The sequence below is a fragment of the Mesorhizobium sp. M6A.T.Cr.TU.016.01.1.1 genome (assembly GCF_003952585.1).
Classification (GTDB): domain Bacteria; phylum Pseudomonadota; class Alphaproteobacteria; order Rhizobiales; family Rhizobiaceae; genus Mesorhizobium; species Mesorhizobium mediterraneum.
In genome coordinates, this window is record NZ_CP034452.1 from 343944 (window position 1) to 370550 (window position 26607).

24 protein-coding genes are annotated in these 26607 nt (G+C 61.7%); 12 read left to right on the forward strand and 12 right to left on the reverse strand.

Annotated elements, in window-relative coordinates; translation table 11 throughout:
• Positions 1–42: 42 nt before the first annotated feature.
• The 5 genes from EJ075_RS01605 to EJ075_RS01625 form a co-directional block, all read right to left on the reverse strand.
• Positions 43–1113 carry an ABC transporter ATP-binding protein gene (locus EJ075_RS01605; RefSeq protein WP_126103099.1) on the reverse strand — a complete coding sequence of 357 codons (1071 nt, stop codon included), beginning with the start codon at positions 1111–1113 and terminating at the stop codon, positions 43–45.
• A 2-nt stretch (positions 1114–1115) separates the two neighbouring features.
• Positions 1116–2000 (reverse strand): carbohydrate ABC transporter permease, encoded by an 885-nt coding sequence (locus EJ075_RS01610; RefSeq protein WP_095486314.1) that lies wholly within the window; start codon positions 1998–2000, stop codon positions 1116–1118.
• Positions 1997–2872: a sugar ABC transporter permease gene (locus EJ075_RS01615; RefSeq protein WP_245458083.1), complete on the reverse strand. Its 876-nt coding sequence runs from the start codon at positions 2870–2872 to the stop codon at positions 1997–1999. The genes EJ075_RS01610 and EJ075_RS01615 overlap by 4 nt, the downstream gene beginning before the upstream one ends.
• Positions 2873–2970: 98 nt before the next feature.
• Positions 2971–4206: an ABC transporter substrate-binding protein gene (locus EJ075_RS01620; protein WP_126103100.1), complete on the reverse strand. Its 1236-nt coding sequence runs from the start codon at positions 4204–4206 to the stop codon at positions 2971–2973.
• An 86-nt stretch (positions 4207–4292) separates the two neighbouring features.
• Positions 4293–6659, reverse strand: coding sequence for a glycoside hydrolase family 3 C-terminal domain-containing protein (locus EJ075_RS01625; protein WP_126103101.1), 2367 nt, complete (start codon positions 6657–6659; stop codon positions 4293–4295).
• Positions 6660–6848: 189 nt separating this feature from the next.
• Between EJ075_RS01625 and EJ075_RS01630 the strand changes: the two genes are divergently transcribed.
• Positions 6849–7895: a helix-turn-helix domain-containing protein gene (locus EJ075_RS01630; protein ID WP_164547014.1), complete on the forward strand. Its 1047-nt coding sequence runs from the start codon at positions 6849–6851 to the stop codon at positions 7893–7895.
• Positions 7896–8103: 208 nt separating this feature from the next.
• Here the strand turns inward: EJ075_RS01630 and EJ075_RS01635 are convergent, their stop codons facing one another.
• Positions 8104–8730 (reverse strand): transglutaminase-like cysteine peptidase, encoded by a 627-nt coding sequence (locus tag EJ075_RS01635; RefSeq protein WP_126103103.1) that lies wholly within the window; start codon positions 8728–8730, stop codon positions 8104–8106.
• Positions 8731–9239: 509 nt separating this feature from the next.
• Here EJ075_RS01635 and EJ075_RS01640 point away from each other — a divergent pair.
• From EJ075_RS01640 to hutC, 9 genes are all read left to right on the forward strand, one after another.
• Positions 9240–9479 carry a hypothetical protein gene (locus EJ075_RS01640; RefSeq protein ID WP_126103104.1) on the forward strand — a complete coding sequence of 80 codons (240 nt, stop codon included), beginning with the start codon at positions 9240–9242 and terminating at the stop codon, positions 9477–9479.
• A 305-nt stretch (positions 9480–9784) separates the two neighbouring features.
• Entirely contained in the window at positions 9785–10558 is a 774-nt protein-coding gene (locus tag EJ075_RS01645; RefSeq protein ID WP_126103105.1) for a glucose 1-dehydrogenase, read from the forward strand.
• Between the two features lie 116 nt (positions 10559–10674).
• Positions 10675–11820, forward strand: a complete 1146-nt coding sequence (locus EJ075_RS01650) for an ABC transporter ATP-binding protein (RefSeq protein ID WP_245458085.1) — start codon at positions 10675–10677, stop codon at positions 11818–11820.
• 35 nt (positions 11821–11855) lie between these two features.
• Complete coding sequence (locus tag EJ075_RS01655) at positions 11856–12962, forward strand: PotD/PotF family extracellular solute-binding protein (protein WP_126103106.1); 1107 nt, start codon at positions 11856–11858, stop codon at positions 12960–12962.
• Between the two features lie 68 nt (positions 12963–13030).
• On the forward strand, positions 13031–13975 hold the full coding sequence (locus EJ075_RS01660) for an ABC transporter permease (protein ID WP_126103107.1): 945 nt from the start codon (positions 13031–13033) through the stop codon (positions 13973–13975).
• Positions 13972–14772 carry an ABC transporter permease gene (locus EJ075_RS01665; protein WP_126103108.1) on the forward strand — a complete coding sequence of 267 codons (801 nt, stop codon included), beginning with the start codon at positions 13972–13974 and terminating at the stop codon, positions 14770–14772. Before EJ075_RS01660 ends, EJ075_RS01665 begins: the two co-directional genes overlap by 4 nt.
• A 36-nt stretch (positions 14773–14808) precedes the next feature.
• Positions 14809–16131 carry a histidinol dehydrogenase gene (gene hisD, locus EJ075_RS01670; protein ID WP_126103109.1) on the forward strand — a complete coding sequence of 441 codons (1323 nt, stop codon included), beginning with the start codon at positions 14809–14811 and terminating at the stop codon, positions 16129–16131.
• Between the two features lie 6 nt (positions 16132–16137).
• On the forward strand, positions 16138–17142 hold the full coding sequence (locus EJ075_RS01675) for an alcohol dehydrogenase catalytic domain-containing protein (protein ID WP_126103110.1): 1005 nt from the start codon (positions 16138–16140) through the stop codon (positions 17140–17142).
• On the forward strand, positions 17139–17873 hold the full coding sequence (gene hutC, locus EJ075_RS01680) for a histidine utilization repressor (RefSeq protein ID WP_126103111.1): 735 nt from the start codon (positions 17139–17141) through the stop codon (positions 17871–17873). The genes EJ075_RS01675 and hutC overlap by 4 nt, the downstream gene beginning before the upstream one ends.
• Before the next feature lie 80 nt (positions 17874–17953).
• Here the strand turns inward: hutC and EJ075_RS01685 are convergent, their stop codons facing one another.
• Positions 17954–18148: a hypothetical protein gene (locus tag EJ075_RS01685; RefSeq protein ID WP_095486301.1), complete on the reverse strand. Its 195-nt coding sequence runs from the start codon at positions 18146–18148 to the stop codon at positions 17954–17956.
• A 329-nt stretch (positions 18149–18477) separates the two neighbouring features.
• Between EJ075_RS01685 and EJ075_RS01690 the strand changes: the two genes are divergently transcribed.
• Both EJ075_RS01690 and EJ075_RS01695 read left to right on the forward strand, forming a co-directional pair.
• The gene (locus EJ075_RS01690) at positions 18478–18951 is read left to right on the forward strand and encodes a hypothetical protein (protein WP_095486300.1); all 474 of its coding nucleotides are present in this window, start codon (positions 18478–18480) and stop codon (positions 18949–18951) included.
• Between the two features lie 83 nt (positions 18952–19034).
• Positions 19035–21116 (forward strand): sigma-54-dependent Fis family transcriptional regulator, encoded by a 2082-nt coding sequence (locus tag EJ075_RS01695; RefSeq protein WP_126103112.1) that lies wholly within the window; start codon positions 19035–19037, stop codon positions 21114–21116.
• A gap of 88 nt (positions 21117–21204) precedes the next feature.
• Here the strand turns inward: EJ075_RS01695 and EJ075_RS01700 are convergent, their stop codons facing one another.
• From EJ075_RS01700 to EJ075_RS01720, 5 genes are all read right to left on the reverse strand, one after another.
• Positions 21205–21708 carry a DUF1097 domain-containing protein gene (locus tag EJ075_RS01700; RefSeq protein ID WP_126103113.1) on the reverse strand — a complete coding sequence of 168 codons (504 nt, stop codon included), beginning with the start codon at positions 21706–21708 and terminating at the stop codon, positions 21205–21207.
• A gap of 233 nt (positions 21709–21941) precedes the next feature.
• Positions 21942–22985, reverse strand: coding sequence for an NAD(P)-dependent alcohol dehydrogenase (locus EJ075_RS01705; RefSeq protein WP_095486297.1), 1044 nt, complete (start codon positions 22983–22985; stop codon positions 21942–21944).
• 38 nt (positions 22986–23023) lie between these two features.
• Positions 23024–24655 (reverse strand): molecular chaperone GroEL, encoded by a 1632-nt coding sequence (locus EJ075_RS01710; RefSeq protein WP_126103114.1) that lies wholly within the window; start codon positions 24653–24655, stop codon positions 23024–23026.
• A gap of 76 nt (positions 24656–24731) precedes the next feature.
• The gene (locus EJ075_RS01715) at positions 24732–25529 is read right to left on the reverse strand and encodes an iron-sulfur cluster assembly protein (RefSeq protein WP_126103115.1); all 798 of its coding nucleotides are present in this window, start codon (positions 25527–25529) and stop codon (positions 24732–24734) included.
• A gap of 5 nt (positions 25530–25534) precedes the next feature.
• Positions 25535–26557, reverse strand: a complete 1023-nt coding sequence (locus EJ075_RS01720; protein ID WP_095486294.1) for an amidohydrolase family protein — start codon at positions 26555–26557, stop codon at positions 25535–25537.
• Positions 26558–26607: the final 50 nt, after the last annotated feature.

Consider the following 26607-nt stretch of genomic DNA (forward strand, 5'->3'; position numbering starts at 1 on the left):
CGGCGGCGTTTGTGCCGCCGGTTGATTGAGTTCTCGTGTTCCTCACAGCCGCCGTTCGGTCGACGCTGAAAAGAAGGAAGCCTTCGCCATGTCGAACCGAAGGCCGACCTCCTTGCGCATCGAGCGGGCGGCATCGACGCCGAGCCTGACGCTCATGCGTTTGCCCAGGCAGTCGAACCAGCCGAGGGCATCGGCGCCCAGAAGTTCGGTGAAGGCGAGCTTGGCGGGAATGCTGTCAGGCGAACCCGGCTCGACGACGTCGATGTCCTCGCACCGAATGCCGAGCACCGCCTCGCCCGCGGTTGACGGATCTTCGAAAGGATAGGCGGAAGAGCCGATGCTGCGCTGGCCGACCAGAAAGCGCCCCGCGCCGTCCAGGCTGCCCTCAAGAAGATTCATGGCAGGCGATCCCACGAAGCCGGCGACGAAGAGGCTTGCCGGCTTCTCGTAGATCGACTGCGGAGGAGCGAACTGCTCGACCCTGCCCTTGTGCATCACGGCCACGCGATCGGCCATTGTCATGGCTTCGATCTGGTCATGCGTCACATAGATCATGGTGGACTTCAGCGTCTCGTGCAGTTGCTTGAGCTCGACGCGCGTCTCGGCGCGCAGCTTGGCATCGAGGTTCGACAGCGGCTCATCGAAAAGGCAGACGCTGGATGAGCGCACGAGCGCTCGGCCGATCGCGACCCGCTGGCGCTGACCGCCTGACAACTGGCCCGGCTTGCGGTCGAGCAGCGCCTCGATTTGCAGGAGCTTCGCCACCCAGTCTACCTTTTGCACGATCGTCGGCTTGGGCGTGCCAGCGACTTCCATGCCGAAGGAGAGATTGCGCCGCACGGTCATGGCAGGGAAAAGCGCATAGGATTGAAACACCATCGCCAGTCCCCGCTGGCTTGGCTCCAGGCCGCTGACATCGACTGCGTCGATCACGATCTGGCCGGAGTCGCAATCGTCAAGTCCGGCGATCACGTTGAGCAGGGTCGACTTTCCGCACCCCGAGGGACCTAAAATGACAATGAATTCGCCGGGAGCGATCTCCATGTCGACCGAATCCAGGACGGTCAGACCGGCGAAGGATTTCCTGATTTTCCGGATGGATACACTGGACATGGCTAACCCTTCACAGCACCGGCGGCGATGCCGCGCACGAAATAGCGGCCGGAGAGGAAATAGACGATGAGCGTCGGAATGGCGGTGATGACCGCGGCGGCCATGTTGACATTGGGCGAGGCCGAACCCCGAGCATTGTTGACGATGTTGGTGAGCTGAACCGTCATCGGCAAATTGTCGTTGCCGGCGAAGATCAGCCCGAGCAGATAGTCGTTCCATATGCCGGTGAATTGCAGGATCGCCACGACGACCAGGATGTTGGTCGACAGCGGAAGAATGACGGACCGGAACGTCCTGAGAAAACTGGCGCCTTCCATGCGCGCGGCCCGGCTGATCTCCTCCGGCACGCCAACGTAGAAATTTCGGAACAGCAGCGTCGTATAAGGCAAGCCGTAGACGACATGGACAAGAATGATACCGCTATAGGTGCGGAACAGACTGAGGCTGCTTAGGATCTTCACCGTCGGATAGAGCATCGCCTGATAGGGGATGAATAGGCCGACCATGACGAGAAGCATGATCAGGTTGGCGTGGCGTGACTTCCACTGCGCCAGCGCATAGCCGTTGAGCGCGCCTGCCAGCGTCGAGATCACGACGGCTGGAACGGTGATCTTGATCGAGTTCCACAGGCCTGGGCGCACCCCGCCGCATTCGAGCCCGGTGCAAGCACTTTTCCATGCCGTCAGCCACGCATCGAAAGTCGGCTTGACGGGGAGAGCGAGAAGATTGCCCTGGCGGATTTCCTCCATCGGCTTCAGCGAGTTGCTGATCACCAGCAGCAGCGGCAGGAGAAAGAAGGCGGCCGAAGCGAAGAGAAACGCATAGAGACCGAGACGCGCCGCGCGTGGGCCGAACACGGAGCGTTCCCCAGGAAGGCTTCGCGTCACGTGCGCCTCCTGAACTCACTGTAGAAATAAGGTGCCAACAGCAAGAGCGAGAGGACCAGCATCGCGATCGAGGCGGCGGAAGCCAGGCCGAGATTGACCCGTGCGAAATAATAGTCGACAGCGAACTTCGCCGGCATTTCCGTGGCAATGCCGGGCCCTCCCTTGGTCATGGCGATGACAAGGTCGTAGCCTCGAATAACGTCCGACATCAAAAGCACGACGCAGGAAGCCACGACCGGCCGCATACCGGGAAAAATGACTTGCAGATAGGCACGCCAGAGGGGAATGCCCTCCATGCGGATCGCCTTCCAGAGGTCTTCGTCCACGCCGCGCAAGCCGGCGAGAATGATGACCATGATCAACCCGGCCGAATGCCAGATGCCGGCAATCACCAGCGTGTAGATCGCCCGGTCGGGATCGGTGAGCCAGTCGAAGCTGAAATTCTCCCAACCCATGCCGCGCACAAGCCCCTGCAAGCCGTTCACAGGGTCGAGCACCCAACGCCAGGAAAGACCGGTGACGATCAGCGATACGGCGAGCGGATAGAGGAATATGGTTCGAAACAGCGACTCGGCCCTGATGCGGCGGTCGGCGAAAACGGCAAGCAGCGTGCCGAAGGCGAGCGTGCCAACGATGTAGAGCACGCCGAAAATCACCATGTTCAGGCAAGACACCATCCAGCGGTGGTTCGTGAAGAGCTTGATATATTGGTCGAAGCCCACGAAATTGTAATTGGGCATCAGCGTCGACCGCGTCAGGGACATGTAGCCGGTCCAGAAGATCGATCCGTAGAAAAACACCGCCACGATGCCGAAGAAGAAGACGACCGTCATGTCCGGCCTGAACGTCTGCCGATGCAACCAGGTTCTCATGAAACCGCTTTCAGGATCATAGGTGCGTCATGCCGAGCGACCCGCGAGTGCAAGGGTTGGCAACCAGCCAGCGATGCCGCCAACCGGTTGCGTGATTCTTACTCGCTCTGCAGAATGTTGCTAAAGCTCTCGACGGCCGCTTGCGTGGTCATGGACTTGTCGGTCCAAAACTGCCCGGCCAGATCCGTCACCTGGCCGTTAAGGTCGCCTGCGAGCGCATCATAGGCTGCCTGGACCGCGGCGCCCGGCGTGGCAAGCGCCTTGGATCCGATTTGCGCGCAGGTGTCGAGCTTGGACGTATCCACATCCGTCCGCGACGGGACAGAGCCTTTGACCTCGGCGATCGTTTCCTGGACAGCGGGCTCCATGATCGAGTCCGCGAGCAGCGTCTGGCCCTTGATTCGGTCGTCGTCGGTGTTCACCGGGAATGCAAAGACATCTATCAGGATCGCGTATCCTGGCTTTTCAGCCGGCGTCAGGAAGCACCCGAAGTCCTTACCCGCGACCTTGCCGGCAGCGAGGAACTCGCCCCGTGCCCAGTCGCCCATGAACTGGAAACCGGCCTTGTCCGTCACGACGAGGTTCGTCGTGTCGTTCCAGGAGCGGCCGGGGCTCGCCGGATCCGCATAGGTCGATACCTTGCGAAAGATATCGAAAGCCTGGGTCAGGACAGGCGATTTGAGCGCCTCGGGGGATCGCTTGACGATCAATTCATTCCAGTACTCGGGACCGCCGAGAGCGAGAAACACGCTGTAGAGGATGCCGACTTGCTGCCAGGGTTCGCCGCCGGTAGCGATGCCAATGCCGCCCGACGCCTTGATCTTATCGGCGGCCGCGAAAAGCTCGTCGAAGGTCTTCGGTTCGCTGATTTTGAGTTTCTCCAGAACGGGCTTGGAATACCAGACCCAGTTCTGCGCATGCACCCCGACGGGTAAGGCAACAAGGTGGCCGTCGACATTGAGCTTGTCCCACACAATCGGCGCCATCACCTTTTGCCAACCGCCCTTGGCGGCGAGATCGTCGAAATCTCGAAGCTGACCGGAGCTGGCAAGGTCGCGCAGCGCCGAGCTTGGCGTCATCAGGATCGCCGATGGCGGCTGGCCGCCGGCAATCCGGCTGGTTGCCGCCGCAAGCGCCGCGTCGAAATCGGCCGACGGGCTGTCGATCCATTTTCCGCCGCGCTGCTTGAAGCTGTCGGCGATCGTGTTCATCGCCTTGGATTCACTCGAACTCGTCCAGTAGTGCTGCACGTCGACGGTCTGGGCGAGCACGGGACTAGAGGCAGCGAACGCGCCCAGGATGCTCATCGTGGACAATAGGTGGCGAAATTTCATGGCAGTTCCCCTTGGTTGGCATTGATTGCACGGTCTCTGTTCCCGAGACGCTCGGTCCGGCACCGCGCAAGGCGGCGCCCAGGTGTCTATGCAGCCTTGGTGAGCGTCATTCCCATCTCCTTGTTGAGGCTGTCGAGGAATGCGGCCATTTCGGCCTTGGAGATTGTCTCGCCCGCGACCCAGGCGACGGTCTTGTGGATTCCGAGGAAGGAGCCGGCGCAGTATTCGAGCATCTTGTCGGCCTCCTGATCGCTGAGATCGAGCCGCTGCTTGAGGAAGGCACGGAAGCGCTGGCGGGCGAATTCGTGCTCGAAGACCAGGAAGGGCTGGCTTTCGACATTGAGGACGGTGGAGGCGAGTGCCGCGGCTTCGACCTCGACCGTCCGCTCCAGACGGATGTCGCGAGAGGACGCGCCGACCTCGAAGGTCAGGCTGCCGGCATCGAGCAGCCACCGGCGATACTGCGGGTCATAATACCGCAAATCGCGGCTCTCGATCTTGATCTCGACGCGCTTGGTTTCGCCCGGCTCGAGAGAGACTTTCGCGAAGCCCTTGAGTTCGCGGATTGGACGAATCAGCCGCGGTTGGTGCGAGCGCGCATAAACCTGCGCGATTTCCTTGCCGGCCACACTGCCGGTATTGGTGATATCGAACGCGAGCGTGATCGAGCTCGACGCATCAATCCGATCGGCATCGACCGACAGGTTGGAATATTCGAAGCTGGTGTAGCTCAGCCCGAAACCGAAAGGAAACAGCGGCGTGAGCTTGCGCTTGTCGTAGAAGCGATAGCCAACGTGGATGCCCTCCGAATAGATGTGGCGATTGCCCTCGCCGGGATAAGTGAGGTAGCCCGGTATGTCCTCGACCTGGACGGGGAATGTCACGGTCAGCTTGCCGCACGGATTCTGGCTGCCGAACAGAACATCGGCGATCGCGCTGCCAGCACCCTGCCCGCCGAAGAAAGCCGCAAGCACGGCTGCAACATGATCGGCCCAGGGCATGACCACGGCGTCCGGCGTCGCGAGAATGACCACGACTTTACTTTTACGTGCGGATAGTCGCTCGATCAGGGCGTCCTGGCCGTCATGCAGATTGAGATGCTTGCGGTCAGAGCCCTCGCCGTCATAACCGACCTCGGTGTTGGCGAAAAACAGGACAGCGTCGGCGGCGTCGACCGCCGCAAGCGCCACCGCCTCGGAGCTGCCACCGGCCTCGAAATCCGCGACGGTGTGATAGTCGATGTCCACGCCGGGTGCGCGTTTGCGGATTTCCTCCAGCGGGATGTCGACCTCGGTCGGCCTCGTCGTGGCGCAACCAGAACCCTGGATGACCGGTTCCACGGCGGCGGCTCCAACGACCGTGATCCTTTTGAGCTTTTCGGGGAGCAAGGGAAGGCTGGCGTTCTCGTTTTTCAGGAGCACGATCGACTCGGCCGCCATGCGCCGGGACAAGGCATGATGCTTTTGGAAGTCGGCCTCGGCATTCGGCTTCACACCGTTTCGGGCCAGACGCACAAGCTTCAAGATGCGCAGGCACGAGCGATCAAGCGTCTCTATTGACACCTGTCCGTCTTCGACCGCTGTCAGAAGTTCCTGCTTGCGGGCGCCGCTTTCGGGCATGTCGAGGTCGTTGCCCGCATTCATCGAAGCCGGCCGGTCCTTGATGCCGTGCCAGTCGGACACCACGACGCCATCATATCCCCACTCGTCGCGCAGCACTTCGGTCAGCAGCCAGTGATCTTCGGCGGTTTGAACATCGTTGAGCCGGTTATAGGAGCTCATGACGGTCCAGGGATCGCTCTTGCGGATCGCCCGTTCGAAGCCGGCGAGATAGATCTCCCGCAGGGCGCGTTCCTCGACGACCGAGCTCATCGTCGTGCGCTGGACCTCGGAATTGTTGCACGCGAAATGCTTGAGCGAGGCCCCCACCCCGTTGCGCTGAAGGCCGCTGATGACCGCGGCGGCAATATCACCCGTCAGCAGAGGATCCTCTGCGTAATATTCATAGCTTCGCCCTGCCAGCGGCGTACGCCGGATATTGACACCTGGGCCGAGCAATATGTTGACGCCGAACGCCTGGCATTCGGCAGCGAGCGCTTCGCCAAGTTCATATGCGAGATTGAGATCCCACGAACAGGCCAACGACGAACCATTCGGAAAGCATGTTGCTGGACGGGTGGAGCCGAATGCACTGTCGACCCCTGTCGAGAGATCGGTGTTGACGACACTCAGGAATGAGGCGAGCTGGTTGTCTGCGTCATGCGCTCCGTCGATCTGTTCGATCGAATAGCGAACACCGTATGTGCCATCCGTCATCAGCAGTTCGGGAATGTTAAGACGGTAGTTGGCGACCGTCCGCCAGAGGCCGTGGCCGCTGACCATCGCGACCTTTTCCTCGATGCTCATCTGCGTCAGCAGACCGGCCTGCTCCTTGTCGGAAATATTCCAGGTCATCGTCATTCCATATGCTGTTGCGGACGCGCGCCGGTCATCCCTGGTGGTTCGCCTCACCATTGCGGCATCGCCGCTGTGCCAAGAGATGATCTATTGATGACACGAGGCCACGGCTCTCTTCTAGCCGCGAAACTTGCGCTGGAACTACGACAGTTTTTGATGTCTAGTAAGCAGGTTGGCCTGGGAACCATGATGAATATCGCTTATCTCAAAACCGACGGCGAACTGCAAATCCGCGACAGTAGCTTCGAGGATCATGCGCCTGCGGAGGATTTTCACTGCCGTGCCTTCATGCATGGCCGTGCCAATGTGCCCTATCATTGGCATCGTGAAATGGAGATACTTTTCGTGCTGCGAGGCAGCTTCCGCCTAGTCGTCGACGAACAGGCTTGCGAGATGAAGCAGGATGACGTGATCATCATAAATAGCGACGTCCCGCACAATTCGACTTCGATTTCGCGCGATGCTCTGATCTGCGGCGCGCATCTCGATGTTGGATATTTCGAGCGCATGGGCCTGCCCGGTTTTGCATCCCGGCATTACCTTTGCCGCTCCTTCCTCCATAGCCGTCCGTTCATGAATCGGATCGCGCCGATAAAGGCTTTCATGGCCCGGCTGATCCTTGATCAGACGAGTCGCCCCGAGGAGGTCATAGTTCGGCAGACTGTTGCCAATCTTCTTGCCTGTTTCATCTATCGGCAGATCCCGCATCTGAAAGCAGATAGCGATGCAGCGCCCCTGCGGTCCGACAGTCGAGACCGAATCCTGAGGATTATGGGCGCAGTCGAAGGGCAATTAGACACCCAGCGACTGAGTGCGATTGCCGCGGCTGAGGGACTGACGCTGAGCCACCTTTCCCGCCTGTTCAAGCGCCATTTGGGCATTGGCTACCGCGACTATTGCCAAAGCCTGCGCCTGGACACCGCAGCGGACGAACTCCACCGGACAGATCATACTGTTGGTGTGATCATGGAGCGAAACGGTTTCGGCAATCCTGCTGTGTTCTACAATAAGTTCAGGGGCCGTTTCGGGTGCAGCCCCGCAGAGTTTCGACGCGCGCGCCATCTGCCGGGGGTACAAAGCGTACTCACGGAAGAAGATACCGTGGAGGCACAAAGGATTCTCCTCCGCTACGCAGCCGATCTTGGCAAGGCCGCCGAAATTGCGGTTGGCATCAATGTAGCGGGACGCAAACAAATCGCGCTCCGTGCGCCACATAGTGCAAGTTTGGATTGAATTCCCATCTCCGCTTGTACGAGTTGTGGCATGAGGTCTGCGCCGGTCGACTGCAGCGTCCATCGCCTGAAACCCGAGCCATGCTAGCGAGCGGAGGCCGTCTAGGCCTGTCACGCAAATCGCGTTTCACACGACCTCTGTCCAACTCTGCTATTCTCGGACATGGCATGGGAGGTGCCAAGTGTAGTCCAGGCGCGATTCTCAAGGCTTAGTCGACTGCCCCGACCAGGACATCGGGGTGTTCAAGTATCGCAACCCAGCGCCCTGTGTCTGTGGACGATTGCCTTTTTAGAAATCTATATCCAGTTTCCGACCAAAGCTTCACCTCGTCGTTGAGGTTGTCGAGCACATAGTCGCCTTTGTCGGTCTTGACCGTCAGCACTGCGTGCCCCTCGCCGTCCTTCTTTTTGACGACGGTGATCAGAAGGTTCGAGAGCGATATGCCCTGCAGCGTGAGCATCTGGCGCTTAAGCAGGACGTAGTCCTCGCAGTCGCCGACCGCGCTGTCAGGATAGGACCAGAATTCCATCGTTCCGTGAACGGCAAGATCACTCACGGGCCTGATCGATCTGTTCACAAGCTTGGTGACGGACGCGAGCTTGTCTTCCATTCCTCTGCTCATAAGGATTGGCGGAGCCTTGCCTGATCGTATTCTGCATTCTGCGGCCTGCCTTCGGCAGAATTCGATATAGCCGACCGGGACGGAAGTCCGTTGCCCGATGGCCATGGCACCATGCACCGCATCGGCCGAAGCTTGCTCGATCGGCGTCGCGGACATCATCAAGCCTATCAGTAGGCCGGCACACAGCCATGCCCGCGGTAACACTAATCCCATTCGCCCCGCCCAAAGTAACGACCCGAAACACTATTTAATATTGCGTTACCATCTTTTCATGAGCACATCAACGCAGCCGACGCGCGGCTTAAAGCCGCGATCGCGAGCCACCAGCGGCCTGACGCTGGGCGCCGCGCGGTCAACGCTGGAGAACTTCCACAGCCACTGGAAGGTCATGACCTTCGCGTGTTGTCGCATGGCCGCATCGGCGAAGTTCGGTCATAGGCGGCCCAAACGCGGACAAGCGACCGAATAAAAATTGTAGCCAAATTTGTCGAAGCGACGGAAATCCGGGGAGCCACGAGGCTCTCGCATACATTCGGTTACCTTTCGATGGAGCTCGGGCAAACCTCTGCGACAGGCGTAGCGTAAATTCAATCGTGAGCAGGAAGTCTCGTCATGGTGACGAGACAGAAAGCCGACCGCGGTTTCGCAAGCAGGAGTCAATACGGCACCGCGCGCGAGGCGCCGATTGGCAAGTCTGCTCATTCTAAGAAAGGAAAAATACGATGAACAAGCTTGTAACAGTCTTGGCCCTCCTCGCTTTGTCGACAGGAGTCTCCCTCGCTGCCAATCAAAACCCAGACCGCGACCCCACCCGCGGGTTCGCCACTGATGCCGACAAAAGCGAAATGACCTTGGATACCAATCATGCCGCTTCCTTGCCCGTATCCGAAGCACCCCCGAAAGAAGGACAAACGCAGCTCGGCAAGGTCCATGGGAAGCGTGCACCATGGGCGGGCCGCTAACATACTGAACTTGCCCGATGCAAAATTGTCCAATCACCCTCCATGCAACGAGGGTGGTTGGACAGGCGGCGCTAGAAAATCGTACCGCCAAGGAAGACTGGCTTCTCCCCTGCAGGACGGTCGGTTGATTGCTGCCGACCCGTAGATCCCTCCACGCTCCGTAGGTCCTGGCAAGGGAAGATCCAGCGCCGCGCCATTTTGGTGGCGACCGCCCCCGGGCAATAGCGCAAGATGTATAGACAACCGGCCGCAACTGGTGTTCGTTTCCCGCATGCAATTTTCGAGAATGCAGGAACCGTGACGCCATGGACGCCGCTCGCTTGTTCGATCTGACGGGAAAAAAGGCGCTGGTGACGGGCGCCAGCCGTGGCATCGGCCAGGCGATCGCGGAGGCGCTCTGCGCGGCTGGTGCCGACGTCGCGGTAACCGCCCGCGACGAAACATCCCTTCGTGAGACGGCGGACCGAATTGGCGCACTCGGGCGTAGGTCGCTTTGCCGGTCTCTCGACGTGCTCGACACAGATCGCATCCGCGTGGTGGTCGACGAGGTCGCGGAAGCCTTTGGCGGGCTCGACATTCTGGTCAACAACGCCGGCTATGAGCAAGTCCAGCCCTCGCTCGACGTAGACGAGGCGGTGTGGGATCGCATCGTATCAACCAACCTGAAGGGCGCCTTCTTCTGCGCGCAGGCTGCGGCGCGACGGATGGCTGCCGCCAAGAGCGGCGGCGCGATCATCAATCTTTGCTCGCTGACCTCCTATGTCGGTATTCCGACCGCGGTGCCTTACGGCTCATCCAAATCTGGCCTTCTAGGCATGACGCGCGCGCTTGCCACGGAATGGGCATCGCTCGGTATTCGCGTCAATGCCATCGCTCCGGGTTATTTCCATACGGCGATGACTGATGTCTTCTATGAGGATCCCGATTGGCAGACGGCAATGCTGGCCAAGATCCCGCAGCGGCGCTTCGGCACGATGCAGGATCTGGCCGGAGCCGTTGTGTTCCTGGCGAGCGGGGCATCCGCCTATGTCACCGGGCATTGCATCCCCGTCGACGGAGGCTATCTCGCATCCATCTGAACGATATAAGTGCGGTGCAACAAGGGCCGTGTAGACCCGACTTGTATATGGTTGTATATACCACCTGATACGCTGATCGTTCTTGCATGCGAACGGCGACAAAAAGGGGAACCACAATGCAGGAGGCTTTCCGGGCCATAGCTTCACACGAAGCAGAAGGCGGCAGGGAAATCGCAGTCGCGGTCCGCAACGTCGGGATGGACTTCGATGGGGTTCATGCCGTCAAGAATGCGTCCTTCGATCTGCCGAAGGGCCGGTTTCTCACCATTCTGGGACCTTCAGGGTCCGGCAAGACAACCCTCCTGCGAATGATCGCCGGGTTCCAGACCCCGAGCAGCGGCGAGATCTTCATCAATGGCGAAGCGGTGAGCGCAGTACCACCGCACAAGCGGTCGATCGGCATGGTCTTTCAGAGGCTTGCGTTGTTTCCACATATGACGGCGGCCGAGAATGTCGCCTTCCCGCTGAAGATGCGCCGGCGCGACGCACGCACCATTCCCGAACGCGTCGAGCGATATCTCGCGCTGGTCCGGCTCGGGGGCTATGGCGGTAGGCGCATTCACGAACTTTCCGGCGGGCAGCAGCAGCGCGTCGCGATCGCGCGTGCGCTGGTGTTCGAGCCCGACCTGCTGCTTCTCGACGAGCCGCTGGCTGCGCTCGACCGAAAACTGCGTGAGGAAATGCAACTCGAATTCCGTCGCATCCAGCGCGAACTCGGCGTCACCACGATCAACGTCACCCACGACCAGCGCGAGGCGTTGGTGGTTTCCGACGACATTGTCGTCATGGATCAGGGCGAGATCCAGCAGAAGGCGCAACCGATCCAGACCTACCGCCAGCCCCGCAACGCCTTCGTCGCCAACTTCATCGGCGTCACCAACTTCATTGCCGGTACGGTACGGTCCGTCTCTGAAGCCGGCGACGTCTCCATCCTTCGGGGTGATCTGATGCTTGCCGGCAAGGTCGGCGATCCGGTCAATCCACCTGCGGAGGGTGGCAATGCATCGGGAGCAATCCGCGCCGAACAGATCCGTCTCGCCGGCGATGCTGCTCAGCTGTCGAAGCTCGATTGCCTGCTGGCCGGAACTGTGACCGACACGATCTTCGAAGGCGAGCGCATGGTCTACGAGGTAGCCTGCGCCGCGATTGGCGACGAGATCATTCGCGTTTTCGACCATGATGCCGCCGCGCACACGCAGTTCGACATAGGCGAAAGCGTGTTCCTGGGGTGGAACGCCAGGGATATGCTTGTTTTTCGATAGAACCGGAAACCGGTCAAACCCAGAGGAGAATGCAGATGAAGCGCTTCAAGCCGACATTATCCCATCTTTCCCGCAGAACCTTCCTTCAAGCTACCGCCGCGCTTGGCGGCGCTTCAGCGCTCGGCCTGCGCAGTGCCTATGCGCAGGAACCGGAAAAGCCGGCCGAGATCATCGTGCGCGCCTGGGGCGGCAGCTGGGTGGACAGCCTGAAGGCCGGCGTGTCCGACAGCTTCACCAAAATGACGGGCATTGCCGTCCGTCACGACCTGACCGAAGACAACGAGATTCAGCCCAAGGTCTGGGCCGCCGTGGCGCAGAACCGAGTCCCGCCGATCCATATCAACTGGGACACCACCACCAATGCCACGAAGTCGGCATTGCGCGGTGTGACGGAAGACCTCTCAGACCTGCCGAACCTCGCCAATGTGACGGACCTTGCCAAGCCGGCCGGCCTGGAAGGCTTCCCGATCGTCAATACCTACGGCTACGTCTATGTGCTTGCCTATCGGCCGGCGGCATTCCCGGACGGACCGCCTAAGTCCTGGAAAGATCTGCTCGACCCGAAGTTCAAGGGCCGGCTTGCCTTCTACAATGACGGCATCGGCTTCCATTTCCCCGCGCAGGTCGCCGGTGGTGGCAAGCTGGAGGACATCCCCGGCAATATGCAACCGGCCTGGGATTTCATCACCAAGATGAAGGCGCAGCAACCGCTGCTCGGCGAGGATCCCGACTTCACCACCTGGTTCCAGAACGGTGAGATCGACGCTGCCTGCACCATTTCGACCAACGCCCGGGAGGCCCGCAAGAACGGTGTGAAAATCGAATGGGTCGTGCCGGAAGAGGGTGCGAAGTTCGACACGGACGGTTTGTGGATTCCAAAAGGCCTGCCGGAAAACGAACTCTACTGGGCCAAGCAGTACATCAACCATGCGCTGACCAAGGAAGCCCAGCAGGTCTGGCTGGATGGGCTCGGCTTGCCGGGCGTGGTGCCGGGCCTCACACCGCCGAAGGATCTGGTGGGCGATCCGTCCTATCCGACCACCGAAGCGGATTTCAAGCGCCTCATCCGCATCTCGTCGAAGATCCAGGTCGAGAATGAGAGCGAGTGGTTTTCCAAGTTCAAGGCGATCATGCAGGGTTGACGCCAGATTGGCCGGTGCTGCCCTCGTGCGGCACCGGCTCCTTCACGACGTCGGATACGGATTTTTTCATGCGGGCAGCCAGGACAGCCTATCCCCTGAAATGGCGCATCATGGATGCGCTGGAAGGCATTGCCGCCGCCGTCTGGCCGGCGCGGTTCCGGCGCGCTACGCCCTATCTGATGCTGCTTCCGGCGGTGTTGCTCGTCGGACTGCTCGTGCTCGGTCTCATCCAGATCGCAGATGCGAGCCTGCGCACGCTCGACACCACCACCTTCCAGTTCTCGGAGGACTATTCCATCGCCAATTTCCGGCGGGCGCTGACGGAGCCGCTGTTCCTCGTTGTCGCGCAGCGCAGCCTCATCGCCGCCCTGATCGTCACGGCGGTGACGCTCGTCTTCGCCTTTCCCTATGCGTATCTGATGGTGCGCACGCGTTCGCCAGGATTGCGCAAGTTCCTGCTGATTGCATTGTTCCTGCCCTTCTTCATCGGACAGGTGGTGCGTGCTTATGGCTGGCTGATCATCCTTGGCAACCAGGGCATGGTCAACGAGGCGCTTGGTCTTGTCGGGATCGCGCCGATGCGGCTCATCTATAACTATCCCGCCGTGCTGTTCGGCCTCGTCCAATACATGCTGCCCTTCGCCGTGCTGATGCTCGCGCCAGCACTCACAGCCATTCCCGAAGAGCTGGAGGCGGCCGCCGGATCGCTCGGCGCCAACTGGGTTCGCACATTCGTCCACGTCGTTTTGCCACTCGCTCGTCCGGGCTTCATCGGCGCCGGCGTGGTGGTGCTGACCCTTTCGCTCACCGATTTCGCAGTCCCCGCGATCCTTGGCGGCGGCTCGCAGGACTTCATCGCCAACGCCATCTACGACCAGTTCTTCCGAACGTCCGACCAGGGCCTCGGCGCGACGCTGGCGCTTATGCTGGTTGCGCTCGGGTCAATCCTTGTCGGCCTCGTGTTCGCGCTGTTCGGGGCCGGAACGCTCGCCATGGGGAGGTCCCGGGCGTGAGCGGCTCGCGCAGCAAATCGGTTGTTCTGTGGACCCTGGTGACGATCGCCCTGGTGACGCTTTCGGCGCCGACGGTCGTGGTGCTCGGCGCTTCCTTCACCGGTGGCAACATCATCACGTTTCCGCCGGATGGGCTGTCGCTGCGGTGGTACGCGCGCATCTCGCAGGCCTCCGACCTGCGCAACGCTTTCCTGCGCACGCTCCAAGTCGCGACGGTCTGCACGCTCGTTGCCATTCCCGTGGGCACGCTGGCCGGGATCGCGCTGGCGAAATATGTGGTGCGTTTCGAGAAGTCGATCCAGATCTATTTGCTGCTGCCCTTCACCATCCCGCTGATCGGATCGGGCATCGGTCTCATGCTGGTCTTCGGCAACGCCGGCATTCTCGGCCAGCTTTGGCCGGTCGGCATCGCCTGCTGCGTCATCAATCTTCCGTTCATGATCTGGGCGGTCACGGCGAGTGCCACCGGACTTGACCCGGACCTGGAACTGGCCGCTGCCAATTGCGGCGCGCCGCCGCTCCAGGTGTTCTTCTCCGTCACCTTGCCGGCGGTGATGCCAGGGGTGATCACCGGCTCGCTGCTGATGTTCATCCTGGCGCTCAACGAGTTCCTGGTCAGTCTGCTGCTCGTCGATGCGCGTATCGTGACGCTGCCGGTGCTGATCTACAATTCCATCCGCTCGATCATCACGCCGGACCTTGCCGCGATCTCCGTGGTCTTCATCGCCTGCTCGGCTGTCGCCATCTTCCTGCTCGACAGGCTGGTCGGGCTCGACATCTTCCTGAAATCGAAATGAGGAATGCCGGCCCGCCGGGGCCGCAAAGGAAATCCTATGCCAAACGTATCATTCCATGACTTGAGCCAGCTCGACGCCGCTGGTCGTGCGGCATTAATGCGGCGCTCCGAGACCGATCTCTCCAGCTTTATGGAGAAGGCCGCGCCGATCATCGAGGCAGTGCGAACAGAAGGCGACGCAGCGCTCGTTCGCTTCGCCCGCGACTTGGACAAGGCAGGTCTCGATGCCGCGCGGCTGAAGGTCAGCCCCGCCGAATTCGACGCCGCCTTCGACATGGTGGACGAGGACGTGGTCGCCGCCATTCGCTTCGGCATCGACAACATCCGGCATTTCCACGAGGAGCAGAAGCCGGAAGCCATGTGGCTTAAGGAAATGCGGCCCGGCGCCTATGCCGGGGACCGCTTCACGCCGATCCGCTCGGTGGCACTCTATGTCCCGCGCGGCAAGGGGGCGTTCCCTTCGGTCACAATGATGACCGCAGTGCCCGCCGTGGTGGCGGGCGTCCCGGAGCTTGCTATCGTCACGCCGCCAGCGCCCGATGGTTCGGTGGACGCAGCAACGCTGGTTGCGGCGCGCCTCGCCGGCGTCGAAACGATCTACAAATGCGGTGGCGCACAGGCGGTCGCCGCGGTTGCCTATGGCACTGAGACGATCAGGCCCGCACTCAAGATCGTCGGTCCAGGCAGCCCCTGGGTCGTTGCGGCCAAGCGGCTGCTTGCAGGGATCATCGATCCAGGCCTTCCCGCCGGTCCGTCGGAGGCGATCATCCTCGCCGACGACAGCGTGCATGGCGGACTGGCCGGGCTCGACCTCCTCATCGAGGCTGAGCACGGACCGGACTCATCGGCCTATCTGGTGACCCACAGCCGCCGCGTGGCGGAGGAGGCATTGGCCGCGCTGCCCGAGCACTGGGCGCGCATGACCGAGCAGCGGGTAGTGTTCTCCACGGCGGTGCTGACCGGCGCCTGTGGCGGCATCGTGCTGACGGCGTCGATCGAGGAGAGCTACCGCTTCATCAACGACTACGCACCGGAGCATCTGGAGATCCTCTCCACCGACCCCTTCGCGCACCTTGGCCACATCACCGAAGCTGCCGAGATCCTGATGGGGCCGCACACGCCGGTCTCGATCGGCAATTTCGGGCTGGGGCCCAACGCCGTCCTGCCGACCAGCCGCTGGGCGCGTACTTGTGGACCGCTCTCGGTCACGGATTTCGTCAAGCGCTCTTCCATCGGCTATGTGACGGCCGCGGCCTATCCCGAATTCGCACGTCATGCCCGCACACTTGCTCGCTATGAAGGCTTCTCCTCGCATGAGCACGCCGTCTCCGACGTGCGCGATCGATATCTGGTGCGGTAGCGGACGATGAAGGCGGCCAGACTCCATGCGGCGGGCGATTTGCGGGTTGAGGATGTGCCGCCTCCCGGCGAACCGGCGCTTGGCTGGGTGCGGCTCAAGGTGACGGCCGCCGGCATTTGCGGCTCCGATCTCCACAATTTCCGCACCGGTCAGTGGATCAGCCGCGCGCCGAGCGTCGCCGGGCATGAGTTCGCCGGCGAAGTGACCGCCGTGGGCGCCGGCGTGTCCGAGTTGGCCCTCGGAGACCGAGTCGTCGCCGATTCGCGTTTCTGGTGCGGCGAGTGTCCTGCTTGTCGGGCCGGCCTGCATAATGTCTGTGCCAGACTGGGCTTTGTAGGCGAGGTCTGCGATGGCGGCTTCGCGGAAGAGACGGAGCTGCCGGCGCGGCTGCTCCTGCGCCATGACCCCGCGCTCGATCCCGCAATTGCCGCCATGACGGAGCCGCTGGCGGTCGCCCTGCACGCAGTGCGGCGTCTGTCGGCGCCGGCCGGGGCGCCGGTGCTTATCGCTGGTTGCGGCCCGATCGGCGGGCTGGCGGCGCTGCTCCTGTCGCGGCCCGGCGAGAGACCGGTCCTCGTCGCCGACCGCAATGCGGCGCGTGCGGAACTTGTGGCGGAGGTGAGCGGCGCGACCGTCGTCGACCTGGACGCCCTACCCCACGATCCCAACCTGCGTCATGCCGTCGATGCGACGGGAAGCGTGGCGGTGATGGCGCGGCTGCTCGATCTTTTGGCCGGCGGCGGCACGCTGGCGCTGGTCGGCATTTCGCATGGCCGCCTCGACCTCGATCCCAACCTCTTGGTCGAGCGCGAGATCGCGCTGGTTGGCTGCCACGCCTTCGCCGACGAGCTTGCGCCGGCCGTCGCCATGCTTGGCGAGCTCGCCCCCGCGCTGTCGCGTTTCGTGGCCGAGGAGATCGCGATCGGCGAAATTCCCGCCGCCTACCAGCGCCTGATCGCAGGCGCGAGCGGCGGCCTGAAGACCATCGTCCGAATGGAGAGAGGACGATGATCAAGCTTCCCGAAACCGCCGGGCCGCTCTACGAAAAGGTCAAGGACTACGTGCTCGGCAACATCGGCAGCGGCAAATGGCCGAAGGACCGGAGGCTGCCTTCCGAAAACGAGCTGGTCAGCACACTCGGCGTCTCGCGCATGACCGTGCATCGGGCGCTGAGAGAACTGACCTCGGAAGGCCACCTCCTGCGCATCCAGGGCGTAGGCACCTTCGTGGCGCCACCGAAACCGCAATCCGCGCTTATCGAAATCAGGAACATCGCCGGCGAGATCGCCGCGCGCGGCGGCCGTCACAGGGCCGAGGTCGTCGTGCTTGAGAAGATCCGCAACCCGGCGCTGGAGCTCATCGTCGCCTTCGAGTTCATGCGCCGCCGACCGGTCGCCCATTCGATCATCGTGCATTTCGAGGACGATGTGCCCGTCCAACTCGAGGAGCGCTTCGTCAATCCGGCTCTCGCACCGGACTACCACCGGCAAAATTTCGTTGCGACCACCACCTACGATTATCTGCAGCGGGCGACGCCGCTGACGGAGGTGGAGCACGTGATCTCGGCGATCGCCGCCGACGAGGTGGCCGCCGGCCGTTTGATGATCCGGCCCGGCGACCCCTGCCTGCTCCTGCATCGGCGGACATGGTCGGGCGCGGCGGTCGCCACCGTCAACAAGCTAACCTATGTCGGCAGCCGCTATTCGCTGGGCAGCCGCTACGCGCCCTCGCCCGCTGCATGAGTAGGAACACGCAGCGAAGCAGGGCGGGCGACGCCTCGTATCAAATATGCTCGATCCAATGGCGACGTTCTGATGCGTCGTTATTGAATTTTCGCGTCGCGGGTCACCTTGACGTCGTTCACCCCCTTTAGGGCATTGCGATTTCCTGTCCCTGCAGCGGCGCGGAAGACCTGTTCCGCATGGCCGAAACGCCGCAATTTCAGATACGCATAGGCGCGCAACACCATCAGGCCGGTGCGCTCAGGCGCAATGCGCGACCGTTCATCCAATGCCATCAGCGTCTCGACATATCGCCCCTGATCGAAAGCGCTTGTTGCCTGGCTTCCAGCAGCGCAGTTCGTACTTCGACACTGCGATCTCATGATCCAAAGGTGCCTGCGAGGACACCGCGCCGCTGGTCGCGGCCGTTCGGCTTTGTCGCAAACTAGAGCGCTTTTTCATGGTGTTGCTGCGCACGATTGTAGCAGCCACCTGCTACCAACAACACGAACTTTGGCGCTATCTAATATGAATGGCGGATCTGACTGAGGCGGTGTAGGCTTGGCCTAACAAGAAGAAGAATGAGCCGTATCAACGGCAACGCTGAGCGAATCTGGGAGGATTCATGGTCGAAATCATCTCCAAGCGGGATGGCCCGCGGCGCGAGGACCTACAAGTCAAAAGACTGATCGAGCAGAACCGTTCGACTATCGTTCGCCTTGCCGACCAGATCAGCGGCGGCGGCTATTCGGCTTCCAGGAAGCCACGCCAGCAACCGAAGACGAAAGGCCTGATCATCCATGTTGGCGGCAGCACGGCACCCGTGGCCGAAGCCAGGCCATCCATCCAGGTTACCATGAACGGCCGGGTGATCTCAAAGGACCAGAACACAGGCCGCCAGCTTCACCATATCGGCGACATCCGCAATCGGGGTGACGACCAGATCTTCGTCCTGGCGACGAAGCAAAATGGCTTCTTCTCGCCGGTCGACGAAACCGTAGCGGAGGCCCTTGCCGACCTGGACGGCTCCCGCCTCGCCGCCGCCTATACCGAAGAACAGCTTGCCTTCGACATCGGCGCGAAACTCGGCATCAACTGACGGGCAGACGCTTGGACGTGTGCACGTCCAATGCATGACAGCATACAGCAATGGCATGCCTCAAAGGTTCTTGTGATGACGGAATGAAACGCGAGATAGGCCCCAATCACATGAAGATCAATGCTCTTCCGGCGCGTACGTCGCTGGCCACTGGGCAAATGGTTCTGGGCAACATCGACTATGACGAGCGCGCCACCATGCGCGCCTGGGAAAGTTTTCTGGCTGACGAACCCAGATGTGCCCGCGATCCGGTCCACCCAAGCCACGTCCGCTCCCTCATTCACGATTCCTGGTATCGCAGCGCCACCGGCGGCATCAACGCTCAAGGCATTGAAGCGCCACTGAGCAGTGATCGCGACGAGATCGAATATCTGACCCGAGCCAATGCAGAACTGCTTTCGGCGGCGCGGCGGTCGTTCGCCTCGCTTGGCCAGTTGCTGGACGGGACCGGCGCGATGCTGGTTCTGGCCGACAGCGACGGCGTGCTGATCGACGCTATCGGCGACAAGAAGACGCTGCATGACGGCATGGATATCCACCTCGCCATCGGCGGCAAATGGAACGAGGATGCCGTCGGGACGAACGGCATTGGTACGGCGTTGTGGACGGGTGAGCCGACTTTCGTGCATGCGGCCGAGCATTTCTGCGCCGGCATCAAATCCTGGACCTGCGCCGGCGCGCCGATTCGCGACCCGCTGGACGGCAAGATCATCGGTGTGGTCGACCTGTCAGGCTATTCGCCGATCTTCAGGCCACACAACACCGCGCTCGTCGCCGCCACAGCCCGGCAGATCGAAAAGGCATTGGCCGAACAGCAGCAGGAACAGCGCACGCGCCTGCTCGAAGCTTTCATTTCATCGGCTCCCAGCTACCGCCGAAAGGACGGGCTGGTAATCGTCGACCATCGCGGCCGTGCCATCTTCTGCAACAATGTGCCTGACGGCGAGACCACCGAGATGATGGACGGCCCGATGGAGCCAGGTCGTGGCCGCTGGCTGATGAACCTTCCGTCCTCCGGCTCCGAGGCCGACCTTGCCAGGGCGCTGCCGGCCCACCTGCGATCCTGCCACATCACGCCGCTCAAGCTCGATGGCGACCTCCGCGGCGCGGCGCTTGTGTTCCCCTCCGTGCCGTCCGTCTCCAGCACCGCGGTGGTCCACCAGGAAGTGAACAAGCATCTTCAGGATGCTGTCGCCATGATCGTCGGCGAAAGCGAAGCGCTGCAGGCCGCCATCGACGTCGCCTGCCGCGTCGCCCGGTCGGGCAGCGTGACATCGCTGTTGGTCGAAGGCGAAACAGGCGTCGGGAAAGAGCTGTTTGCGCGACTTGTCCATGCCGGCAGCCGGCGCGCGGCAAACGATCCGTTCATTGCGATGAATTGCGGAGCGATCACCAGGGACCTGTTCGGCAGCGAATTGTTCGGCCATGTCGCCGGCGCCTTTACCGGCGCCTCGCGCGAAGGCAAACCGGGCGTTTTCGAGCTCGCCAATGGCGGCGTCCTCAGTCTCGACGAGATCGGCGAATTGCCACTCGAGATCCAGCCGTTTCTGCTGCGTGTCCTGGAAGAGCGCGTGGTCCACCGTATTGGCGACAGCCGGGGTCGCCCGGTTGATGTGCGCCTGGTCGCCTCAACCAATCGCGATCTCAAGCAGGAAATTGCCGCAGGCCGCTTCCGCCGCGATCTCTACTATCGAATTGGCGCGGTCTCGATCATCGTTCCACCGCTGCGCGAGCGCGGCGAAGATGTGCTGCTACTGATCGAACATTTCAACCGGCAGATCGCCACCGCAGCGGGTGAAGACCCGCTGGAATTCTCGCGCGAAGCACTCGATGCCCTGCTCGCCTATGGTTGGCCGGGTAATGTACGCGAACTGAAAAACCTCGTCGGGCGGCTGCATGTCTTGACGCGCGGCCGCGACGTCGGGCTTCACAACCTTCCCGAGGAGATCACCGCGTCCGGCTCTGGATCGGAAGCCGGGTCGGACAGCCGTGTACCCGCGCATGAATCGGGAGGCACGCTCGTCGAGGCCGAACGCCAGGCAATGAAGAACGCCTTGGCGGCGGAAGGCGGCAACCTCAGCCGGGTCGCGAAGCGGCTCGGCATCTCCCGGCCAACGCTCTACCGCAAGCTCGACCAATACGGCATCCGGCGCGGTTTCATCTAGGATCAGAGCCTGTCACCGGCACGAAAGAAGCCCGCGGCATTCGCGCCACGGGATTGGGAAAAGTTAATCACTGAAGCGGTAGCGGGGGTTAGATCAGCTTTTCACGACAGCAGCTGTCAGTTTCTCGGAAACGTAGCCGAGACTGTTGCCAATGATCAGCGAAATCACCACAGCCGCCGCGACCTTGCTGATGCCGCTTGGACCCTCGCCATAGGCGGCAGCGCCAAGCAGAAAAAGTGCCGCGGTCGTTGCGTAGCCCATAGACCGCTGATGGAATGGCACTCAGCAATGGCAGCTTGGCAGCGAGAATCAGGATTACGATTGAGACGCCGACGCAAATGCCGGCCGTGAGAGCCGTAACGCCTATCGACGTCAGTGCTATCAACGCGCCTGCGGCGCAGATCGCTCCCCAAAGGTTTGCAAGCGCCGAATTCTTGAACCCGGCTTCCTTGCCGCCACAGTGATAGAAACTTCCCCAGCCCACAAATACCGCCCAGATCAGCAGATAGGGGTTGCCTATCGTGATCGCTGCCCACGTTGCAATGCCGCCCATAATGCCGATGACGACGGCCAACCCTGTAATAAGATCCATATTGTCCTCCCATTTTTTCAAACCGCGAAGAAAGAACTCGTTTCAGGACCACGCTTCGCTTACGTCCCGATACGGAAAAGCCAGGGCATCAGCCGCGGCGCTCAGGAAAAACGGCTTGCCGACGCTGGCAAGCAGCCAGACCGGCCTCTTCGGCGACACCGACTCGGAAACGGCGATGTCGGCACGCGGACCAAAACGCCGGGCCTGCTCCGTGCAGGCCCGACCCAGACGCTTCACGGCACGATGACGCCGCGGCCGGTGAACCGGCGGTTCTTGAAATCGTCGAGCGCGGTGTTAATGCTTGCGAGGTTGTATTCAGTGTAATGCATCTTCACCTTGCCATCGGCGTTCAACTCCATCAGTTCGACAAGCTCGGTGAAGTTGCCGACGAGGCTGCCGCCGATGTTGATCTCCTCGATGACCAGATGCGCGGTCGGCACGTTGACCGTGCCGCCATAGCCGACGACGAACAATTGGCCGCCCTTGCGCACCATCTTCCAGCAGATGTTCTCGACACCGAGTTCGCCGACGAAGTCGATGACCACATGGGCGCCGCCGCCGGTGATCTGGCTGACCTCCTCGACGACATTCGGCCCGCCATCGAGGACAAAGTCGGCGCCGAGGTCCTTGGCCAGCACCTGGGCCGCCGGCTCGCGATCGACTGCGATGATGCGGCAACCCGAAATCGCGTGCAGCGATTGCAGCGCGATATGGCCAAGCCCGCCTATGCCGAGCAGGACGCAGTAACTCCCTGGCCTGAGCAACTTCGCGGCGCGTTTGGCGGCGCGGTAGGCAGTGATGCCGGCATCGGCCAGCGGCGCCACCTCGATCGGCGTGACGTTGGCGTTCAGCTTGATCAGCGAACGCTCGCTGGTGATGAAATATTCGGCGAAGCCGCCATTCATGCCAAGGCCGGGAAACTGGCCATTGTCGCAGTACATGTCCTCGCCATGGCGGCAATTGAGGCAGATGCCGCACGAGCGAAACGGGTGACAGATCACCGCGTCGCCGCGCTTGACCGATCTGACGCCGCTGCCGACCTCCTCGACCCAGCCGGCATTCTCGTGGCCCATGATGTAGGGCAACAGCGTGCCTTCGGGGTCCATGGTCGGCTTCCACACACCTTCGATGATGTGAAGGTCGGTGCGGCACAGGCCGGCGGCACCCACCCGCACGATCACCTCGTCGGGAGCAGTGATGGTCGGTGCCTTGACCTCCTCGATCTTGAGCTGGACGTTCATCTGCGGATCGTATTCGTACAGTCTGGCGGCTTTCATGCCTGTGTCCTTTCAACGTCGAGATTGTTCGGATTGCTTCAGGCGCGGCCGAGCTTCTCAGAGCCGCCGCCGCGCGCCGGTCCGGCCGTCGGGTCCTCGTCCTCGGCGAGATGACCAATCAGCGTTTCGGTGGTCAGGATCAGCGTCGCCACCGAAGCTGCGTTGGCGAGTGCTGTGTAGGTGACGCGGACCGGATCGATGATCCCTGCGTCGAACATGTTCTGGTAGCTGCCGACAGAAGCGTTGTAGCCGTAGCCGCCGTTGATGCGCGTGACTTCCGCCACGACTGCCTCGGGATCGGCGCCGGCATTGGCGGCGATACGCCACAGCGGCCGCGACAGCACCGACCGCACTAGTCGCACGCCTTCGGCGACATCGCCGTCGACGCCGGCCGCCACCTTGTCGAGCAGCGGTGCGATCTGGGCAAGCGCCGAGCCGCCACCGGCAACCACGCCCTCTTCGCATGCGGCGCGCACCGCATTCAGCGAATCCTCGATAAGCTGTATGGTTCGCTTCTGCTCGACCGGCGTTACACCGCCGGCATAAAGTATCGCGGTGCCACCAGAGAGCTTGGCCAGGCGTTCGCGCAACTTGTCCTGGTCGATGTTCGGCGGCGAGGCTTCATACTGCCGCTGCACCTGGGCGCGGCGCGATGCGACTGCCGCATGGTCGCCGCCCCCGCGGATGATCGAGGTATAGGATGAACTGGTCTTCACCCGGTCAGCCGTTCCAAGATCGTCGGCGGTGATGTCCTCCAGCCGGCTGCCGAGGTCGCGCGCGATCACCTTGCCGCCGGTGATGATCGCCAGATCCTCCATCATCGCCTTGCGCCAATGGCCATATTCCGGCGGATGGACCACGAGGTATTTTCCCGGTCCGTGCTTGCCGAGCAGAGTTACCACAACTTCCGGCGACATTTCCTCGGACACGATCAGCAGCGGCCGACCGGCCTCGTCGGCAATGCGACGAGCCGCATCCAGCGCCTCAGGCTCCTTGATCTTGAGATCGGTCATCAGGATGTAGGGTCGTTCGAGAACAGCCTCCATCTTCTCTTGATCGGTGACCATGTGGTGCGAAAGATAGCCGCGTTCGAAGGACATGCCCTCGACCACATCCAGCGTGGTCTCGGTCGTCACGCTGAAGTCAGTGGTGATGACGCCTTCGGCCCCTACCCGCTGATGGGCTTCCGCCACCAGCGCGCCAAGCTTGGTATCGGTCGCCGCAATGTTGGCGACCGAAGCGAGAATGCCGTTGCCCTTGGCGGGCTTGGCCGAAGCCTTGAGCGCCGCCACCACCGCTGCCACGGCAAGATCGATGCCCTTGCAGAGATCGACGGGTTTCGCGCCTCGTTCATTCGCCTCCACACCGCCCTGGATGAGCGCATTGGCGAGCACGATGGCAGTCGTGGTGCCGTCGCCGGCGACCTCATTGGTCTGCATCGACACTTCGCGCACGACCTGCGCGCCCATGTTTTCGAAAGGGTCGTGCAATTCGATCTCGGAGGCAATGCTGACGCCGTCACGGGTCACCATCGGCGTGCCGATCGGCCGGTCGATCATGGCGTTCATGCCTTTGGGGCCGAGTGTCGGCTCGACGGCAGCGGCCAGCCGAAAGACACCACGGGCAAGTGCACGGCGCGCTTCGGAATTGTGAAGCATTATTTTGGGCATGGTTTCTCCTTCCGCCTTACGGGCGGGTTGTTGGTTAGGGGCCTCGTGCGAGGGAGGCCGTTGTTTCAGCTCTGCTTCAGGCGGTCGGCGCGGTTCGTGCCGGCACGCGATCCATGATGAAATCGACCAGCGTCGGTTCGCCGTCGACCACATCCAGTTCCTTGTATCTGGTCTGCTTGAGCCCACGGCACAGCGCGCCGTTGAACTCCATGTTGATGCGCACGCCGCGCAGTTCGGCGAGATGGGCACCGAGCGCCGCAGGTGGTATTTTCTGGCCTTCCCAAGTCACGAAGACAGGATCATCCGCCTGGCGGTCGGGAAAACGCTCAAGCAGAGCCGCCCTGTATCTCGGCTTCTGTTTGGCCGCCTCGCCCGGTTCGAACCGTGCGAGGTCATATGCCGGCAGGTCCATGCCGAGGATCTCTCGATCGGTCAGGCCGTGCTGCCGCAGGCCGCGCAGGACCGCCTCCTGGCGCCGCTTGAACGCCTTCATCCTGAAGGTCTCACGCAAGCCGCCAAGATCCTGATCCTCGGCAAGTACGGCGAAGACATCGCCGAATGTCTTGCCGGCTTCCATGCCGCGATTGACCTCTTCCGCGAACATGTGATCGTGCAGCTTGACGCGATAGGCCGGCGCCCAGGAGAGCTGGTCGAGCGCCTTGCGGACGCCGTCCAGCATGAGGAACGCGAAGTTGGGCGAGCACCAGTAGGTCGGCAGGCGGAGGTCGATCTCCACACTGCCATCGCTCGTCATTTCGGCCCGCTCGACGAAGCCCATCTCGGTAATCGGTTCGTCGAGCTCCGGGTCGTTGACCTCACCAAGGCGCCGCCAGAGTTCCTTCTCGCGGTTGCCGGAAACGCTGGCAGTTGCCATGGCCCCTACTCCGCCGCGATGCTGAAGGGCGAACTGGCGAGCGCCGTCTTCTTGGCTTCGATGTCGATGTTGTAGAGACGCGCCGCATTGAGGCCCAGGATCTTCTCCTTGATCTCGTCGGTCAGTTGCACACCGCGTTCGGCGGCGATGTCCTCTGGGATCTGATAGGCCCAGAACTTCTCGACCAGCCAGCGCGGCGTCCAGATCGCGTAGTCGGAACCGAAAAGGATTTTTTCCGGGCCGATCCAGAAAAGCAGTTCGGCGATGACCTCGCCGAAATAGCGCGGGCGCGAATGGATGAAGGGCAGCGCTACCGCAAGCCCACCATAGACGTTGGTTTCTTGCGTTGCGATCCAGCAGAAATCGTCGAGGCGCGGCAGGCCGCAATGCTCGATGATCCAGTTGAGGCCCTGGAAGTCAGTCGCCGCATGGTCGACGTCATGCACGTCGAACGCATCCTTGCTGAGCGGCAGGATTGTCGGCCCTTTGTGGACATGGATATTCCTGATGCCGAGTTTGTCGCAGAGTTCGAAGCATTTGTAGGCATCGGGATCCGTGAGCTTCCAGCCCTTGGAAGCCCCGTTCCATTCGGCCGTGTACATCTTCACGCCCTTGACGTCGTAGGTCTCCTTGAGGAAGTGGATGTACTCAAGCGCCTTCTCACCATCGCGCGGATCGAAGGCGCCGTTGACGATGAACCGTTCGGGATAGAGCTTGGCCACCTCGGCGTTGCGCTCGATCGTGTTGAAGCCGTTCTTGTAGAAGTCCTTGAGATAGGTCGACTGGACGATCGCCACATCATCGGGGCCGTCGATGAACAGGTCGCGATAGAGATCGTCGGCGCTGTACTTCTCGAACTTGCTCTTCTCCCACAGCTGGTCCTTGGGGCTCAGCCCGGTGTGATAGGCATAGAAGCACTCGATGAACTGCTTGCCGTGGATATTTTTCTGGTTCTCCGGGCTGCCGTCCCAGAAATGGGTATGGCCATCGACAATGAAAATATCCTTGCCTTCTGGTGTTCTAAACATTTCTACCTCCACAAGATGTGCGATTGATCGGTTCGGCGCGCCGCAGCCAG

What these genes read in the sequence shown, in the direction of transcription:
- hisD (WP_126103109.1), top strand. Translation starts at nt 14,809, where the DNA reads ATGCCAAACGTATCATTCCATGACTTGAGCCAGCTCGACGCCGCTGGT.
- EJ075_RS01660 (WP_126103107.1), top strand. Translation starts at nt 13,031, where the DNA reads ATGCGGGCAGCCAGGACAGCCTATCCCCTGAAATGGCGCATCATGGAT.
- EJ075_RS01700 (WP_126103113.1), bottom strand. Translation starts at nt 21,708, where the DNA reads ATGGATCTTATTACAGGGTTGGCCGTCGTCATCGGCATTATGGGCGGC.
- EJ075_RS01695 (WP_126103112.1), top strand. Translation starts at nt 19,035, where the DNA reads ATGAAACGCGAGATAGGCCCCAATCACATGAAGATCAATGCTCTTCCG.
- EJ075_RS01710 (WP_126103114.1), bottom strand. Translation starts at nt 24,655, where the DNA reads ATGCCCAAAATAATGCTTCACAATTCCGAAGCGCGCCGTGCACTTGCC.
- EJ075_RS01605 (WP_126103099.1), bottom strand. Translation starts at nt 1,113, where the DNA reads ATGTCCAGTGTATCCATCCGGAAAATCAGGAAATCCTTCGCCGGTCTG.
- EJ075_RS01620 (WP_126103100.1), bottom strand. Translation starts at nt 4,206, where the DNA reads ATGAAATTTCGCCACCTATTGTCCACGATGAGCATCCTGGGCGCGTTC.
- EJ075_RS01705 (WP_095486297.1), bottom strand. Translation starts at nt 22,985, where the DNA reads ATGAAAGCCGCCAGACTGTACGAATACGATCCGCAGATGAACGTCCAG.
- EJ075_RS01645 (WP_126103105.1), top strand. Translation starts at nt 9,785, where the DNA reads ATGGACGCCGCTCGCTTGTTCGATCTGACGGGAAAAAAGGCGCTGGTG.
- EJ075_RS01720 (WP_095486294.1), bottom strand. Translation starts at nt 26,557, where the DNA reads ATGTTTAGAACACCAGAAGGCAAGGATATTTTCATTGTCGATGGCCAT.
- EJ075_RS01655 (WP_126103106.1), top strand. Translation starts at nt 11,856, where the DNA reads ATGAAGCGCTTCAAGCCGACATTATCCCATCTTTCCCGCAGAACCTTC.
- EJ075_RS01675 (WP_126103110.1), top strand. Translation starts at nt 16,138, where the DNA reads ATGAAGGCGGCCAGACTCCATGCGGCGGGCGATTTGCGGGTTGAGGAT.
- EJ075_RS01685 (WP_095486301.1), bottom strand. Translation starts at nt 18,148, where the DNA reads ATGGCATTGGATGAACGGTCGCGCATTGCGCCTGAGCGCACCGGCCTG.
- hutC (WP_126103111.1), top strand. Translation starts at nt 17,139, where the DNA reads ATGATCAAGCTTCCCGAAACCGCCGGGCCGCTCTACGAAAAGGTCAAG.
- EJ075_RS01690 (WP_095486300.1), top strand. Translation starts at nt 18,478, where the DNA reads ATGGTCGAAATCATCTCCAAGCGGGATGGCCCGCGGCGCGAGGACCTA.
- EJ075_RS01625 (WP_126103101.1), bottom strand. Translation starts at nt 6,659, where the DNA reads ATGACCTGGAATATTTCCGACAAGGAGCAGGCCGGTCTGCTGACGCAG.
- EJ075_RS01650 (WP_245458085.1), top strand. Translation starts at nt 10,675, where the DNA reads ATGCAGGAGGCTTTCCGGGCCATAGCTTCACACGAAGCAGAAGGCGGC.
- EJ075_RS01640 (WP_126103104.1), top strand. Translation starts at nt 9,240, where the DNA reads ATGAACAAGCTTGTAACAGTCTTGGCCCTCCTCGCTTTGTCGACAGGA.
- EJ075_RS01615 (WP_245458083.1), bottom strand. Translation starts at nt 2,872, where the DNA reads ATGAGAACCTGGTTGCATCGGCAGACGTTCAGGCCGGACATGACGGTC.
- EJ075_RS01715 (WP_126103115.1), bottom strand. Translation starts at nt 25,529, where the DNA reads ATGGCAACTGCCAGCGTTTCCGGCAACCGCGAGAAGGAACTCTGGCGG.
- EJ075_RS01630 (WP_164547014.1), top strand. Translation starts at nt 6,849, where the DNA reads ATGATGAATATCGCTTATCTCAAAACCGACGGCGAACTGCAAATCCGC.
- EJ075_RS01635 (WP_126103103.1), bottom strand. Translation starts at nt 8,730, where the DNA reads ATGGGATTAGTGTTACCGCGGGCATGGCTGTGTGCCGGCCTACTGATA.